15 protein-coding genes are annotated in these 14,017 nt (G+C 71.6%); 8 read left to right on the top strand and 7 right to left on the bottom strand.

Annotated features, from left to right (window positions below; genetic code table 11):
• The 6 genes from ACO0M4_RS17185 to ACO0M4_RS17210 all read left to right on the top strand — a co-directional run.
• The coding region (locus tag ACO0M4_RS17185) for a carbonic anhydrase (protein ID WP_430371440.1) at nt 1–722 on the top strand (722 nt) is incomplete at its 5' end.
• Between the two features lie 148 nt (nt 723–870).
• A complete protein-coding gene (gene acs, locus ACO0M4_RS17190; protein ID WP_430371441.1) occupies nt 871–2,832 on the top strand; it encodes an acetate--CoA ligase in 1,962 nt (653 codons plus the stop codon).
• A gap of 294 nt (nt 2,833–3,126) precedes the next feature.
• Nucleotides 3,127–4,521 (top strand): Na+/H+ antiporter NhaA, encoded by a 1,395-nt coding sequence (gene nhaA / locus ACO0M4_RS17195; protein WP_430371442.1) that lies wholly within the window; start codon nt 3,127–3,129, stop codon nt 4,519–4,521.
• A 44-nt stretch (nt 4,522–4,565) separates the two neighbouring features.
• Nucleotides 4,566–5,024, top strand: a complete 459-nt coding sequence (locus tag ACO0M4_RS17200; protein WP_430371443.1) for a phage holin family protein — start codon at nt 4,566–4,568, stop codon at nt 5,022–5,024.
• Complete coding sequence (locus ACO0M4_RS17205) at nt 5,021–5,950, top strand: alpha/beta fold hydrolase (RefSeq protein ID WP_430371444.1); 930 nt, start codon at nt 5,021–5,023, stop codon at nt 5,948–5,950. The genes ACO0M4_RS17200 and ACO0M4_RS17205 overlap by 4 nt, the downstream gene beginning before the upstream one ends.
• Nucleotides 5,951–6,124: 174 nt before the next feature.
• The gene (locus tag ACO0M4_RS17210) at nt 6,125–6,322 is read left to right on the top strand and encodes a hypothetical protein (RefSeq protein WP_430371446.1); all 198 of its coding nucleotides are present in this window, start codon (nt 6,125–6,127) and stop codon (nt 6,320–6,322) included.
• 78 nt (nt 6,323–6,400) lie between these two features.
• Here ACO0M4_RS17210 and ACO0M4_RS17215 read toward each other — a convergent pair whose 3' ends face one another.
• From ACO0M4_RS17215 to nth, 3 genes are all read right to left on the bottom strand, one after another.
• Nucleotides 6,401–7,600: a MarP family serine protease gene (locus ACO0M4_RS17215; protein WP_430371447.1), complete on the bottom strand. Its 1,200-nt coding sequence runs from the start codon at nt 7,598–7,600 to the stop codon at nt 6,401–6,403.
• Nucleotides 7,601–7,613: 13 nt separating this feature from the next.
• Nucleotides 7,614–8,339, bottom strand: coding sequence for an NUDIX hydrolase (locus ACO0M4_RS17220; protein ID WP_430371448.1), 726 nt, complete (start codon nt 8,337–8,339; stop codon nt 7,614–7,616).
• 67 nt (nt 8,340–8,406) lie between these two features.
• Complete coding sequence (nth, locus tag ACO0M4_RS17225) at nt 8,407–9,411, bottom strand: endonuclease III (RefSeq protein ID WP_430371449.1); 1,005 nt, start codon at nt 9,409–9,411, stop codon at nt 8,407–8,409.
• A 382-nt stretch (nt 9,412–9,793) separates the two neighbouring features.
• Between nth and ACO0M4_RS17230 the strand changes: the two genes are divergently transcribed.
• Nucleotides 9,794–10,468: a Crp/Fnr family transcriptional regulator gene (locus ACO0M4_RS17230; RefSeq protein ID WP_003981529.1), complete on the top strand. Its 675-nt coding sequence runs from the start codon at nt 9,794–9,796 to the stop codon at nt 10,466–10,468.
• Nucleotides 10,469–10,598: 130 nt separating this feature from the next.
• Complete coding sequence (locus tag ACO0M4_RS17235; protein ID WP_430371450.1) at nt 10,599–11,432, top strand: nucleotidyltransferase; 834 nt, start codon at nt 10,599–10,601, stop codon at nt 11,430–11,432.
• 53 nt (nt 11,433–11,485) lie between these two features.
• Here the strand turns inward: ACO0M4_RS17235 and ACO0M4_RS17240 are convergent, their stop codons facing one another.
• The 4 genes from ACO0M4_RS17240 to ACO0M4_RS17255 all read right to left on the bottom strand — a co-directional run bounded on the left by ACO0M4_RS17240 (nt 11,486) and on the right by ACO0M4_RS17255 (nt 13,928).
• Nucleotides 11,486–12,316: an MBL fold metallo-hydrolase gene (locus ACO0M4_RS17240; protein ID WP_430371451.1), complete on the bottom strand. Its 831-nt coding sequence runs from the start codon at nt 12,314–12,316 to the stop codon at nt 11,486–11,488.
• Nucleotides 12,313–13,218: an NUDIX hydrolase gene (locus tag ACO0M4_RS17245; protein ID WP_430371452.1), complete on the bottom strand. Its 906-nt coding sequence runs from the start codon at nt 13,216–13,218 to the stop codon at nt 12,313–12,315. Before ACO0M4_RS17245 ends, ACO0M4_RS17240 begins: the two co-directional genes overlap by 4 nt.
• Nucleotides 13,219–13,308: 90 nt before the next feature.
• Complete coding sequence (locus ACO0M4_RS17250; RefSeq protein ID WP_430371453.1) at nt 13,309–13,773, bottom strand: RidA family protein; 465 nt, start codon at nt 13,771–13,773, stop codon at nt 13,309–13,311.
• Complete coding sequence (locus tag ACO0M4_RS17255; RefSeq protein ID WP_003967454.1) at nt 13,770–13,928, bottom strand: DUF4177 domain-containing protein; 159 nt, start codon at nt 13,926–13,928, stop codon at nt 13,770–13,772. Before ACO0M4_RS17255 ends, ACO0M4_RS17250 begins: the two co-directional genes overlap by 4 nt.
• Nucleotides 13,929–14,017 lie beyond the last annotated feature (89 nt).

Consider the following 14,017-nt stretch of genomic DNA (forward strand, 5'->3'; position numbering starts at 1 on the left):
GGCCCGCACCGGCCCGCACGGCGGACCACCGGAGCGGCAGCCAACTGCTGGGCGGCGTCAGCGCGTTCCAGCGGCACACCGCCCCGCTGGTGCGCGAGGAGCTGGCCCGGCTGGCACGGGAGGGCCAGTGCCCCACCCAGCTCTTCCTGACCTGCGCCGATTCCCGGCTGGTGACGAGCATGATCACGTCGAGCGGGCCGGGTGACCTGTTCACCGTGCGCAACGTCGGCAATCTGATGCCGCCGCCCGACTCGGACGCCTCCTGTGACTCCGTGGGCGCCGCGGTCGAGTACGCGGTCGAGGTGCTGCGGGTCGAGTCGATCACGGTCTGCGGGCACTCGGGCTGCGGCGCCATGGCGGCGCTGCTCGACGCGGCCGGTTCCCCACCGTCGCCCGACGGGGCCACCCCGCTCACCCGTTGGCTGCGGCACGGCCGCCCGAGCCTGGCCCGTATGGCGCGGATCGGGCGGCTGGGCAGGGGCGAAGTCGCCCTCGCCGAGCGGCCGGTGACCGACGACCAGGAGCGGCTGGCGCTGGTCAACGTCCGGCAGCAGCTCGACCACCTGCGGGCGCACCCGTGCGTCGCCCGCCGGATGGCCGAGGGCAGCCTCACCCTGCACGGCATGTACTTCCATGTCGCCGAGGCCCAGGCGTACCTGCTGGACGAGTCCAGCGGGCGGTTCCGGGCGGTGCGCGCCGACGTCCCGGCAATCGGGGTCTGACCTGCTCGACATCACCCGAACGGCCCTATGACCGGCCAGATTCAGACAGGTCTACACCAATAGTTGTCCACAGCCCTTGTCAGGGTCGGTCGCGGGCTGATGAGCTATGGCCCGGGACACATCGCACGCCCTGGGAATGGGAGAAGTCGTGAGCAACGAAAGCCTGGCCAACCTCTTGAAGGAGGAGCGGCGGTTCGCACCGCCCGCCGAGCTGGCCGCGAACGCCAACGTCACGGCCGCCGCGTACGAAGAGGCCGCGGCGGACCGGCTGGGCTTCTGGGCCGAGCAGGCCAAACGCCTGACCTGGGAGACCGAGCCCACTGAGATCCTCGACTGGTCCAATCCGCCGTTCGCGAAGTGGTTCGCCGACGGCAAGCTGAACGTCGCCTACAACTGCGTGGACCGCCACGTGGAGAACGGCCTCGGCGACCGGGTCGCCATCCACTTCGAAGGCGAGTCGGGCGACAGCCGCGCGATCACCTACGCCGAACTCCAGCGCGAGGTCTCCAAGGCCGCCAACGCCCTGGTCGAGCTGGGCGTTCAGGCCGGCGACCGGATCGCCATCTACATGCCGATGATCCCGGAGACGGTGATCGCGATGCTGGCCTGCGCCCGGCTGGGCGCACCGCACTCCGTCGTCTTCGGCGGCTTCTCCGCGGACGCGCTGGCGACGCGGATCAACGACGCGGACGCCCGGGTGGTGATCACCGCCGACGGCGGGTACCGCCGCGGCAAGCCGTCCGCCCTCAAGCCGGCCGTGGACGAGGCGCTGACCAAGCCCGGCACCGAGGACGTCCGCAGCGTGCTGGTCGTCCGCCGCACCGGCCAGGACGTCGACTGGACCGAGGGCCGGGACGTGTGGTGGCACGATCTGGTCGAGCGCCAGAGCGAGCAGCACACCCCCGAGGCGTTCGACGCCGAGCACCCGCTGTTCATCCTCTACACCTCCGGGACGACGGGTAAGCCCAAGGGCATCCTGCACACCACCGGCGGCTACCTCACCCAGGTCTCGTACACCCACCACGCGGTCTTCGACCTGAAGCCGGAGACCGACGTCTTCTGGTGCACCGCCGACGTCGGCTGGGTGACCGGCCACTCGTACATCACCTACGGCCCGCTCTCCAACGGCGCCACCGAGGTGCTCTACGAGGGCACCCCGGACACCCCGCACCAGGGCCGCTGGTGGGAGATCGTCCAGAAGTACGGCGTGACGATCCTGTACACCGCGCCGACCGCGATCCGCGCCTGCATGAAGTGGGGCGACGACATCCCGGCGAAGTTCGACCTGTCGTCGCTCCGCCTCCTGGGGTCGGTCGGCGAGCCGATCAACCCCGAGGCGTGGATCTGGTACCGCAAGCACATCGGGGCGGACCGGACGCCGATCGTCGACACCTGGTGGCAGACCGAGACCGGCGCGATGATGCTCAGCCCGCTGCCGGGCGTGACGGAGACCAAGCCCGGCTCGGCGCAGGTACCGCTGCCCGGTATCGCCGCCACGGTGGTCGACGACGACGCGCACGAGGTGCCCAACGGCGCCGGTGGGTATCTGGTGCTCACCGAGCCCTGGCCGTCGATGCTGCGCACCATCTGGGGCGACGACCAGCGCTACCTGGACACCTACTGGTCCCGCTTCGCGGGCACGTACTTCGCCGGCGACGGCGCCAAGAAGGACGAGGACGGCGACATCTGGCTGCTGGGCCGGGTGGACGACGTGATGCTGGTGTCCGGCCACAACATCTCCACCACCGAGGTGGAGTCCGCGCTGGTCTCGCACCCGAAGGTGGCCGAGGCCGCGGTGGTCGGCGCCACCGACCCGCAGACGACCCAGGCCATCTGCGCCTTCGTCATCCTGCGCGGCGGTGCGGCCGAGGACGAGGGGCTCGTCGACGAGCTGCGCGCCCATGTCGGCCAGCAGCTCGGCCCGATCGCCAAGCCCAAGCGGATCCTGCCGGTCGCCGAGCTGCCGAAGACCCGCTCCGGCAAGATCATGCGACGGCTGCTGCGCGACGTCGCCGAGAACCGCGCCCTCGGCGACGTCACCACGCTCACCGACTCCTCCGTCATGGACCTGATCCAGGCGAAGCTGCCGAGCGCGCCCAGCGAGGACTGACGCGCCGGGCGTCGAATGACGCCACGCCCGCGGAGCACCGCGCCGACGTGCGCACGGAGGGGCACCGGACCATCGCGTCCGGTGCCCCTCCGGCGTTTCTCCAGGGCGGGCCCGCCCTTGCTCCCCCGGCGGCCCGGCGCCCGAAATGCCCGTAAAGTTGAGCCCACGCATTAACCCCTTGCACCCACCCGGTAGGGTTAGGGAGGCGTCAATGAGGCGCTAAGAAACTCTGGGTGCGCCGGGAAGTCTGGTCGGCAACTGCTACAGCCGTTCTCAGCTGCCGGAGGTCATCGCGTGACTGCGCCCAGCAACCGCCGCTCCATATTCCTCGGCAGAATGCCGCTACCGGAGCGGAACTTCATCGCCGAAGCACTGCGCACCGAAACCGTCGGCGGTGTCCTCCTCCTCGTCGCCGCCATCGCCGCCCTCATCTGGGCCAATACGCTCGGCGGCAGCTACGAGGCGGTCCGCGGCCTGCACCTCGGCCCAGCCTCGCTCGGCCTGGACCTCTCCCTCCAGCACTGGGCCGCCAACGGCCTACTCGCGATCTTCTTCTTCGTGGCGGGCATCGAGCTCAAGCGCGAACTGGTCGCCGGCGAACTCCGCGACCGCAAGGCCGCCGCCCTCCCGGTGATCGCCGCGATCTGCGGCATGGCGACCCCCGCCCTCGTCTACGTCGCCGTCAACGCCGCCGGCGGCGGCTCCCTCCAGGGCTGGGCGGTCCCCACCGCCACCGACATCGCCTTCGCGCTCGCCGTCCTCGCGGTCATCGGCACCTCCCTGCCGTCCGCGCTGCGCGCCTTCCTGCTCACCCTCGCCGTAGTCGACGACCTCTTCGCGATCCTGATCATCGCGATCTTCTTCACCTCGAAGCTCAACTTCCTCGCCCTCGGCCTGTCCGTCGTCGGCCTGGGCCTCTTCTACCTCCTGCTGCGCAAGGGCGTCCGCGGTTGGTACGTGTACGTACCGCTCGGCGTGGTGATCTGGGCCCTGATGGAGAACAGCGGCGTGCACGCCACCATCGCCGGCGTCGCCATGGGCCTGATGCTGCGCTGCCACCGCCGCGAGGGCGAACAGCGGTCACCCGGCGAGCACATCGAGCACCTGGTCCGCCCGCTGTCGGCGGGGCTGGCGGTGCCGCTGTTCGCGCTCTTCTCCGCGGGGGTGTCCATATCCGGCGGTGCGATCCACGACGTCTTCGTCCGGCCGGAGACGCTGGGCGTGGTCCTCGGCCTGATAGTGGGCAAGGCGGTGGGCATATTCGGCGGCACCTGGTGCACCGCCCGCTTCACCCGGGCCGAACTCAACCCCGACCTGAAGTGGCCGGACGTCTTCGGGGTCGCCGCCTTGGCCGGAATCGGCTTCACCGTCTCCCTACTCATCGGCGAACTGGCCTTCGCGGGCGACTCCGTCCTGACCGACGAGATCAAGGCGTCGGTGCTGATCGGCTCGCTGCTCGCGGCCGTCTTCGCGGGCATCCTCCTCAAGATCCGCAACAACAAGTACCGGCGCCTGTGCGACGAGGAGGAGCGGGACGAGGACCAGGACGGCATCCCCGACATCTACGAACTGGGCCAGCCCGCGTACCACTTGCGCATGGCCGCGATCCACGAGGCGAAGGCCGCTGAACACCGCCGGCTAGCCGAAATGGCTGCCGGCGGCCGCTCCGGGGACGATGGTCCGGCATGATCTGAGAGGCTTTGCATCCAGGCGAAGAGAACAGGGAGACGGCGATGAGCGCAGCCGAAGACGGTGCGGACCGCAGCCTCGGGCAGTTGGTGGCCACGGCGACCGCGGAGATGTCCGCGCTGGTGCACGACGAGATCGCACTGGCCAAAGCGGAACTTCGGCAGGATGCCAAGCGGGCGGGCATCGGCAGTGCCGCGTTCATCGTGGCGGGCGTCCTGGCGCTGTTCGCGCTGCCGGTGCTGAGTTTCGCGGCGGCCTACGGCATCCACAACCTCGGCCTCGGCCTCGCCTGGTCCTTCCTGATCGTGGGCGGCGCCTTCCTGATCATCGCCGCGCTGCTGATCCTGATCGCGATGGCCAAGATCAAGAAGATCAAGAAGCCGGAGAAGTCGATCGCCTCCGCCAAGGAGACCGCGGCCGTGCTGCAGAAGGCCAAGCCGCACCCGCGCCCGACGGACTTGGAGCACCCGGTCCTGGAGTCTGTGACACGCTCATCGGTATGACAGCCCCTGACAGCACCGCCTCGGTCGTGCGGCTCGGCCTCCCGGACGGGACCGAGGTGACACACCGGGACGTCGCGGCCAACGGCGCCCGTTTCCACATCGCCGAGATGGGCGACGGGCCCCTCGTGCTGCTGCTGCACGGCTTCCCGCAGTTCTGGTGGACCTGGCGGCACCAACTGCCCGCACTGGCCGACGCGGGCTTCCGCGCGGTCGCCATGGACCTGCGGGGCGTCGGCGGCAGCGACCGCACCCCACGCGGCTACGACCCCGCGAACCTCGCCCTCGACATCACCGGCGTCATCCGCTCCCTGGGCGAGCCGGACGCCGCGCTGGTCGGGCACGATCTGGGCGGCTACCTCGCCTGGACGGCCGCGGTGATGCGGCCCAAGCTGGTCCGCCGGCTCGCGGTGTCCTCGATGCCGCACCCGCGGCGCTGGCGGGCCGCGATGCTCGCCGACGTCCGCCGCAGCTCACACATCTGGAGCTGCCAGCGGCCCTGGCTGCCGGAGCGCCGGCTGACCGCGGACGACGCGGCCCTGGTGGGCCGGATGATCCGCGACTGGTCCGGCCCCCGGCTCCCGGAGGACGAGACCGTCGAGGTCTACCGGCGGGCGATGGCCATCCCCTCGACGGCGCACTGCTCGATCGAGCCGTACCGCTGGATGGTGCGCTCGATGGCCCGCCCCGACGGCATCCAGTTCAACCGCCGGATGAAGCTGCCCGTGCGGGTCCCCACCCTGCATCTGCACGGCTCCCTGGACCCGGTGATGCGCACCCGCAGCGCCGCCGGCTCCGGCGAGTACGTCGAAGCCCCCTACCGCTGGCGGCTCTTCGACGGCCTGGGGCACTGGCCGCACGAGGAGGACCCGGCGGCCTTCTCCACCGAACTGATCAACTGGCTGAAGGACCCGGAACCGGACCGCTGAGGGCCCACGGACCCACGCCCATCCCCCTGTCCCCATCGACACCACACGGTGACCGGCCCGTTCCACCACGTCATACGAACGCTCGTCTGACGAACAGCCAATTGCCTCCCGCATAGGCCAATTGGCCCTCGCCGGGGCGGTTACGGACCTTGGGCCACGGGCAGAGTCGAGGGTATGGGCTGGACGCACGACTACCGTGACGTGGCACGCAACCGCCGCAGCAGTGCCGCTGCAGTGGGCACGCAGGACAGGGGTACCCCGGATCTCGGATCCGGCGGGTCCCCCGACCCGGCGCACCCGATGGGCATCCCCCGCATCCTGCGCCGCAGAGCGCGCTGGATGAGCGCACGGCTGCGCCATCCCCGGGGCTGACCCGGCGCACTCCGCCTTCCCCGGCCGCCGGGCCGCGTCCCGTCCGCAACGGATCGGTTCGCGGCCCCGCGCCCGGCCTCAGATCGCGCAGCCCTGGGTGTCGACCGGCCGGCTCGCGCTCCGTCCCCGCACGGCGTCCTGCCGCACCTCGTCGGCCGTCAGCGCGTAGCCGGTGTGCGCGTCGTCCCTCGACTTGGCGAAGACCACGCCGTAGACCGCACCCCCGGGCGTGAGCAGCGGGCCACCGGAGTTGCCCTCCCGGACCGTGGCGTAGAGCGAGTAGACATCGCGGCCGACCGTGCCCCGGTGGTAGATGTCCGCGCCGTCGGCCTGGATGCGGCCGCGGATCCGGGCCGGACGGACGTCGTAGCCGCCGTTCTCCGGGAAGCCGGCGACGATGGCGCTCTTGCCGCTGCCGGCGTCCTTGTCGGCGAACTTCAGCACCGGCGCGCGGAGCTGCGGGACGTCGAGCACGGCGATGTCGCGCTCCCAGTCATAGAGCACGACCTTGGCGTTCACCGGGATGCCCTCGCCGCCCACCTGGACCGTCGGGTCGCTGACGCCGCCGACGACGTGCGCGTTGGTCATCACCCGGTGCGGGGCGAAGACGAAGCCGGTGCCTTCGAGGATCTTGCCGCAGCTGGGCGCCCGTCCGACGATCTTGACGATGCTGTGCCGGGCGTCCGCCGCCACGGGGCCGTTGGCCAGGCCCGGGTCCGGCGGGCGGACCGGCCGGATCGGCTCGTTGGAGAACGGCGTGAAGACCTGCGGGAAGCCGTTCTGCGCCAGTGCCGAGGAGAAGTCCGCGAACCAGGTGCTGGCCTGCGGCGGCATGACCTGGGACACCCCGAGCAGCACCTTGGAGTTGCGGACCTCCTTGCTGAGCGTGGGCAGCGACGTACCGGCCAGCGCCGAGCCGATCAGCCAGGCGACCAGCAGCATCGCCAGGACGTTGACCAGCGCCCCACCGGTGGCGTCCAGCGCCCGTGCCGGTGTCCAGGTGATGTGGCGGCGGAGTTTGTTGCCGAGATGGGTGGTGAGCGCCTGGCCCACCGATGCGCAGACGATCACGATGGCGACCGCCGCGATCACCGCGAAGGTGCCCGGTTTGGCGTCGTCGGTGACCCCGTTCCAGATCACCGGCAGCACGTAGACCGCGATCAGACCTCCCCCGAGGAAGCCGATCACGGACAGGATGCCGACGAGGAAGCCTTGCCGGTAACCGACGATCGCGAACCACACGGCCGCGATCAGCAGCAGGATGTCCAGGACGTTCACGCCGGACACCGTCTCACGAGCGCCAGTCGAGCGGGACCTGCTTGTCGCGGTCCCATGCGATCTCCCAGCCTGCGTAGTGCAGGATCCGGTCGATCACTCCGGCGGTGAAACCCCAGACCAGCGCATCCTCGACGAGGAAGGCGGGGCCGACGTGGCCGCTGGGGTGACGGGTGGTGACCCGATGTGCCGGGTCCGTGAGATCCGCCACGGGAACCGTGAAGACCCGGGCGGTCTCCCCCCGGTCCACCACGTCCACCGGACTCGGCACCCGCCACCACCCCAGCACGGGCGTGACGACGAAACCGCTGACGGGGATGTAGAGCCGCGGCAGCACCCCGAAGACCTGGACCCCGGCCGGGTCGAGCCCGGTCTCCTCCTGGGCCTCCCGCAGCGCCGCACGGACCGGGCCCGGCCCGTCCGGGTCACCGTCCTGCGGATCGAGCGACCCACCGGGGAACGAGGGCTGCCCGGCGTGCGAGCGCAGGGTGCCGGCGCGCTCCATCAGGAGCAGTTCGGGCCCACGGGCACCGTGCCCGAAGAGGATCAGGACGGCGGACTGCCGGCCGCCGTCCTTCGGCGGCAGGAAGCTGCTGAGCTGGCGCGGCTCTATCGTGGCGGCCGCACGCGCCACCGGAGCCAGCCACCCGGGCAGGCCCTCGGTCGTGACCGCGACCTCCCGCTCGGCCACCGCCCGGCAGGGATCCGTCGTCTCGTCGTACTGCTCCCGTGCACTCGTCATCCGCGCCCCCTTGAGGCTTACGTCGATGGGTCGGTCCCCCTGTGGAGTCGTGCTCGCCGTCGTCGCCCTATGAGGCCGCCAGCGGGAGCGCGGGCTGCCCCGGATAGTCGGTCGGCGGCTTCAGCCGCTGCCCGGGCTGCCCGCCCAGCTCGTACTTGAGCAGCTTCTTCGCCTTCTCCGGGTCGGTCTCGCCCTCGCCGTACGAGGGGCACAGCGGGGCGATGGGACAGGCCCCGCAGGCGGGCTTGCGGGAGTGGCAGACCCGGCGGCCGTGGAAGACCACCCGGTGCGAGAGCATCGTCCACTCGCTCTTGGGGAAGATCTCGGCGACGTCGGCCTCGACCTTCTCTGCGTCCTGCGCGGTCGTCCAGCCGAAGCGGCGCGCCAGCCGGCCGAAGTGCGTGTCCACGGTGATGCCGGGGACGCCGAAGGCATTGCCGAGCACCACGTTGGCGGTCTTGCGGCCGACGCCGGGGAGCGTGACGAGGTCCTCCAGGCGGCCGGGCACCTCGCCGTCGAAGCGGTCGCGCAGGGCGGTGGAGAGCCCGATCAGGGACTTCGCCTTGGCCCGGAAGAAGCCGGTGGGGCGGATCAGCTCCTCCAACTGCTCCGGGGGGATCGCGGCCATGTCCTCGGGCGTGGGGCAAACCGCGAAGAGCCGGGGGGTGGTCTGGTTGACCCGTAGGTCGGTGGTCTGGGCGGACAGGACCGTCGCGACCAGCAGCTCGAAGGAGTTGGTGAAGTCCAGCTCCGGGTGGGCGTACGGATACAGCTCGGCCAGCTCGCGGTTGATCCGGCGGGCCCGACGCACCATGGCGACCCGGGACTCGGGCTTACGGGCGGGCGCCGCCTTCTTGGCGGGCGCCGCGCTCTTGGCGGCTGCCTTCTTCGCCGCGGCCTTCTTCGCCGCGGCCGTCGTCTTCGCGGCGGTCTTCGTGGCGGCGGCCTTCGTGCCAGTGGTCTTCGCGGCGGTGGCCGTCTTCGTCGCGGCCTTCTTGGCGGCCGTCTTCTTCGTCGTCGCGGCCTTCTTCGCCGCGGTCTCCTTCGCCGGCTTTGCGGGGGTTTCGTTCACGACCGCCTCCTTCGCCTCGGAACGCGACGCGCCGGTCGCGGGCGCCGTCGGCTTCCGCGCGGTCATCACCCTGGAAGACGATTTGTTACTTTTGTCGGTATTCGAGGCGCCTGCGGGCAGCTGTTCGCCCACAGCGGAATCGCGCCCTGCGCTCACTCTGTAGGCCCCCAGTCCTCTGCTCTCACCGGCGTATTGGACACTCGGCCAGACTAAGGCCACCCACTGACATCCGACTCGATCACCAAGATTCGTGACCCCAATCGGCCCCCTGCCGTATGGCTCGGGCCACGGGTCCGGCAAACTTGTGATTGATCGCACTGTTTTGCATTCCGGCATGATGGGGACCACAGTCCTCCGGAGCATGTCGACAAGGAGAGAACTCGTGGACGACGTTCTGCGGCGCGCCCCGCTCTTCGCGGCGCTCGACGACGAGCAGGCGGCCGAGCTTCGCGCCTCGATGGGAGAGGTCACGCTCGCCCGCGGCGACGCCCTGTTCCACGAAGGGGACCCGGGCGACCGCCTGTACGTGGTCACCGAGGGCAAGGTGAAGCTCCACCGCACCTCACCCGACGGCCGCGAGAACATGCTGGCCGTCCTCGGACCCGGCGAGCTCATCGGTGAGCTGTCACTGTTCGACCCGGGACCGCGCACGGCCACTGCCACCGCGCTGACCGAGGTCAAACTGCTCGGCCTGGGCCACGGCGACCTTCAGCCCTGGCTGAATGCCCGCCCGGAGGTGGCCACCGCCCTGCTGCGCGCGGTCGCCCGCCGACTGCGCAAGACCAACGACCAGATGTCCGACCTGGTCTTCTCGGACGTGCCGGGCCGTGTGGCGCGCGCCCTCCTGGACCTGTCGCGCCGCTTCGGCGTGCAGTCCGAGGAAGGCATCCACGTCGTACACGACCTCACGCAGGAGGAGCTGGCCCAGTTGGTCGGCGCCTCCCGGGAGACCGTCAACAAGGCGCTCGCGGACTTCGCGGGCCGCGGCTGGCTGCGCCTGGAGGCGCGCGCCGTGATCCTGCTGGACGTCGAACGACTGGCCAAGCGCTCGCGCTGACGCCCCGCGTTCACGGCGACCACCCCAAGGGCCCCGCTCCGGCGGGGCCCTTGCCGTGTCCAGGGCGTGGCAGGCGACCGCCGGGTAATCGGCTCGCGGCCCGCCGTTCCGCCGCCCCATAGTGGGCGCCATGACCACCAGTGGGGATTCCCGGGGCACGGGCCTCGACCAGGACGGCTGCTTCGTGCGGGAGGGCTCCCTGGAACGGGTGCCCGCGCCGTTCGCGCCCGTCGTGGCGGAGCTGACCGCCCTGCTGGCCACCCGCTTCGCCCCCGACCGGCTGGTGAGCAGCTACCTCTACGGCAGCATCCCGCGCGGCACCGCCGTCCCCGGGGTCTCCGACCTCGACGCGCTGCTCGTCCTGCGCACGGACCCCACCGACGCCGACCGGGCCGCCGCCCGGGCCGTCGAGACGGAGTTGGACGCCGCCTTCCCGCAGATCGACGGCGCCGGGATCCTGCTGATCGCCGAGGAACGGCTGCTCAGCGCGGAAGAGCGGTACGACACGGGCTGGTTCGTGGCCTGTCTGTGCACACCGCTCAGCGGCCCGGACGTGACCGCGGCGCTGCCCCGTTACCGGCCCACCTCGCTCCTCGCCCGGGAGACCAACGGAGACCTGCACCGCCGGCTGCCCGGCCTGCGCGAGCGGGCCGCCGCGGCCACCACCCAGGAGGAGCGCAACCGGCTGACCCGAGGGGTCACACGGAACCTCGTCCGCACCGGATTCACCCTGGTCATGCCGCGCTGGGGCGGCTGGACCAGCGATCTCGTCGAGTCCGCTGAGGTCTTCGGGCACTACTACCCGGCGCACGCCGACCAGATGCACGCCGCGGCGCGCGCCGCCCGGCACCCCGCCGCGTACCCCGAACTGCTCGACGACCTGCTGAACGGGCTCGCCCCCTGGTTGGCCGACGAATACCTGGCCGTCCACGGGGCGAAGACCTTGCCGCCACAAGGGCCCTGACGCCCCCGCAGCGCCCCTTGGCGCCGCATGGGCAGGCCCCCGTCCGACCGGCCCTAGATCAGCCCGTGCTCGCCCAGGTATTCCAACTGCGCCCGCACCGACAGCTCGGCGGCCGGCCACAGGGAGCGGTCGACGTCCGCGTAGACGCTCGCCACGACCTCGGCGGGGGTACGGTGGCCGGCCTCCACGGCGGTCTCCACCTGAGCCAGCCGATGGGCCCGGTGCGCCAGATAGAACTCCACCGCCCCCTGCGCGTCGTTCAGCACCGGCCCGTGGCCCGGGAGGACCGTGGCGACCCCGTCGTCCACGGTGAGGGAACGCAGTCGGCGCAGCGAGTCCAGATAGTCGCCCAGCCGCCCGTCGGGGTGCGCGACCACGGTGGTGCCGCGCCCCAGGATCGTGTCGCCCGTCAGGACCGCCCGGTCGGCGGGCAGATGGAAGCAGAGCGAGTCCGCGGTGTGCCCCGGGGTGGACACCACCCGTAGCTCCAGCCCCCCGGTGGTGATGACGTCGCCCGCGCCGAGCCCCTCGTCCCCCAGGCGCAGCGCCGGGTCCAGCGCCCGTACGGGGGCGCCGGTCAGCTCGGCGAACCGGGCCGCCCCGTCGGCGTGGTCCGGGTGCCCGTGGGTGAGCAGGGTCAGCGCGACCCGGTGCCCGGCCCGCTCCGCGGTGTCGATGACGGCCCCGAGGTGGTCCTCGTCGAGCGGTCCGGGGTCGATGACGACGGCCAGGTCGGAGCCCGGCTCGGCGACGATCCAGGTGTTGGTGCCGTCCAGCGTCATCGGGGACGGGTTCGGGGCCAGGATGCAGTGGGCGCGCGCCGTGGCCGGCCCCGAGAGGACACCGCCGCGGGGCTGACCGGGGAGGGCGGCTGCTTCGGTCATGCGGAGGGACCTCCCGACGGGCCGGCGGGGCCCTCGTCCGCCGGTGCGATGTGCTTGGTGAACTCGTCGTGGCCCGGCCAGCTCAACACGATCTCGCCGCCCACGAGACGGGCGCGGGCCAGTACCGGCGTCAGGTCCTGCGCCCCGGCCCCGGACAGCGCCTCGGAGACGCTGGCGTACGGCTGGAGGGAGCGCAACGTGGAGATGGTCGGCGGCATCATCAGCAGTTCCCCCCGGTCGTAGCCGGCCGCGGCCTCCTCCGGGCGGATCCACACCGTGCGGTCCGCCTCCGTGGAGACGTTGAGGGCGAGCTGTCCCTTGGGGAGCGCGGCGACGAAGAAGAACGTGTCGTAGCGGCGCGGTTCGAACTCCGGGGTGATCCAGCGCGCCCAGGCGGCCAGCAGGTCGGAGCGCAGCACCAGGCCGCGGCGGGCCAGGAAGTCGGCGAAGGACAGCTCGTGGCCGACCAGCGCCGCCCGGTCCGCCTCCCAGTCCTCACCGGTGGTGTCCGCGACGACCGTGGTGGCGGAGTCGCCGGCGAGCAGCACCCCGGACTCCTCGAACGTCTCGCGCACGGCGGCGCAGACGATGGCCTGCGCGGTGGACGGGTCGACGCCCAGCCGCACCGCCCATTCGGCCCGCGAGGGGCCGGCCCACCCCACGGGACGCTCGTCCCGGGGATCGACGGAACCGCCCGGATAGGCGTACGCGCCTCCGGCGAAGGCCATGGAGGCGCGTCTGCGCAGCATGTGGACGGCGGGACCGCCGTGGTCGGTGTCCCGCAGCAGCAGGACCGTCGCGGCCCGCCGGGGCGCGGGCGGCGTCAGTTCGCCGTTCGTCAGGGCCCGGATGCGGGCCGGCCATTCCGGCGGATACCACTGGCCATTCGTCGTCGACGCCATGGCCGGATGCTATGCGCTCGCGTGCGGATGTTCGAGGGGTCCTCCGGGGAGCGGGCCCTATCCGGACGCGAGCGCACCGCTCGTGCCGCGTCAGTCGGCGATCTCGACCTGGATCTCGACCTCGACCGGGGCGTCGATCGGCAGCACCGCCACGCCGACCGCGGAGCGGGCGTGCACGCCCTTCTCGCCCAGGATCTCGCCGAGCAGCTCGCTGGCGCCGTTGACGACGCCCGGCTGGCCGGTGAACTCCGGCGCGGAGGCCACGAAGCCGACGACCTTCACAACCCGGACGATCTTGTCGAGGTCGCCGGTGACGGACTTCACGGCGGCCAGCGCGTTCAGCGCGCAGACCGCGGCGAGCTCCTTGGCCTGCTCGGGGCTGACCTCGGCACCGACCTTGCCGGTGACCGGCAGCGCGCCGTCCACCATGGGCAGCTGGCCGGAGGTGTAGACGTACGCACCGGAACGGACCGCGGGCTGGTAGGAGGCCAGCGGCGGCACGACCTCCGGCAGCTTCAGGCCGAGCGCCGCGATCTTCTCCTCTACGGCGCTCACGCCTTCTCCCGCTTCAGGTAGGCCACCAACTGCTCGGGGTTGTTCGGGCCCGGCACGACCTGGACCAGCTCCCAGCCGTCCTCGCCCCAGGTGTCCAGAATCTGCTTCGTCGCGTGCACGAGCAGCGGCACGGTTGCGTATTCCCACTTGGTCATGGGCCGAGCGTAATGCCTGTCCCGGGGGCTCCGGGTCCGCGACCCCTAGGGCACATCCCCGACGCCGTCCCTGACCGCGTGCGGGCGGA

The sequence above is a fragment of the Streptomyces sp. RGM 3693 genome, assembly GCF_050471125.1.
Taxonomy (GTDB): Bacteria; Actinomycetota; Actinomycetes; order Streptomycetales; family Streptomycetaceae; genus Streptomyces.

Coding starts and splice junctions, on each gene's coding strand:
- ACO0M4_RS17200 (WP_430371443.1), top strand. CDS start 4,566: ATGAGCGCAGCCGAAGACGGTGCGGACCGCAGCCTCGGGCAGTTGGTG.
- ACO0M4_RS17205 (WP_430371444.1), top strand. CDS start 5,021: ATGACAGCCCCTGACAGCACCGCCTCGGTCGTGCGGCTCGGCCTCCCG.
- ACO0M4_RS17210 (WP_430371446.1), top strand. CDS start 6,125: ATGGGCTGGACGCACGACTACCGTGACGTGGCACGCAACCGCCGCAGC.
- ACO0M4_RS17220 (WP_430371448.1), bottom strand. CDS start 8,339: ATGACGAGTGCACGGGAGCAGTACGACGAGACGACGGATCCCTGCCGG.
- ACO0M4_RS17235 (WP_430371450.1), top strand. CDS start 10,599: ATGACCACCAGTGGGGATTCCCGGGGCACGGGCCTCGACCAGGACGGC.
- ACO0M4_RS17240 (WP_430371451.1), bottom strand. CDS start 12,316: ATGACCGAAGCAGCCGCCCTCCCCGGTCAGCCCCGCGGCGGTGTCCTC.
- ACO0M4_RS17245 (WP_430371452.1), bottom strand. CDS start 13,218: ATGGCGTCGACGACGAATGGCCAGTGGTATCCGCCGGAATGGCCGGCC.
- ACO0M4_RS17255 (WP_003967454.1), bottom strand. CDS start 13,928: ATGACCAAGTGGGAATACGCAACCGTGCCGCTGCTCGTGCACGCGACG.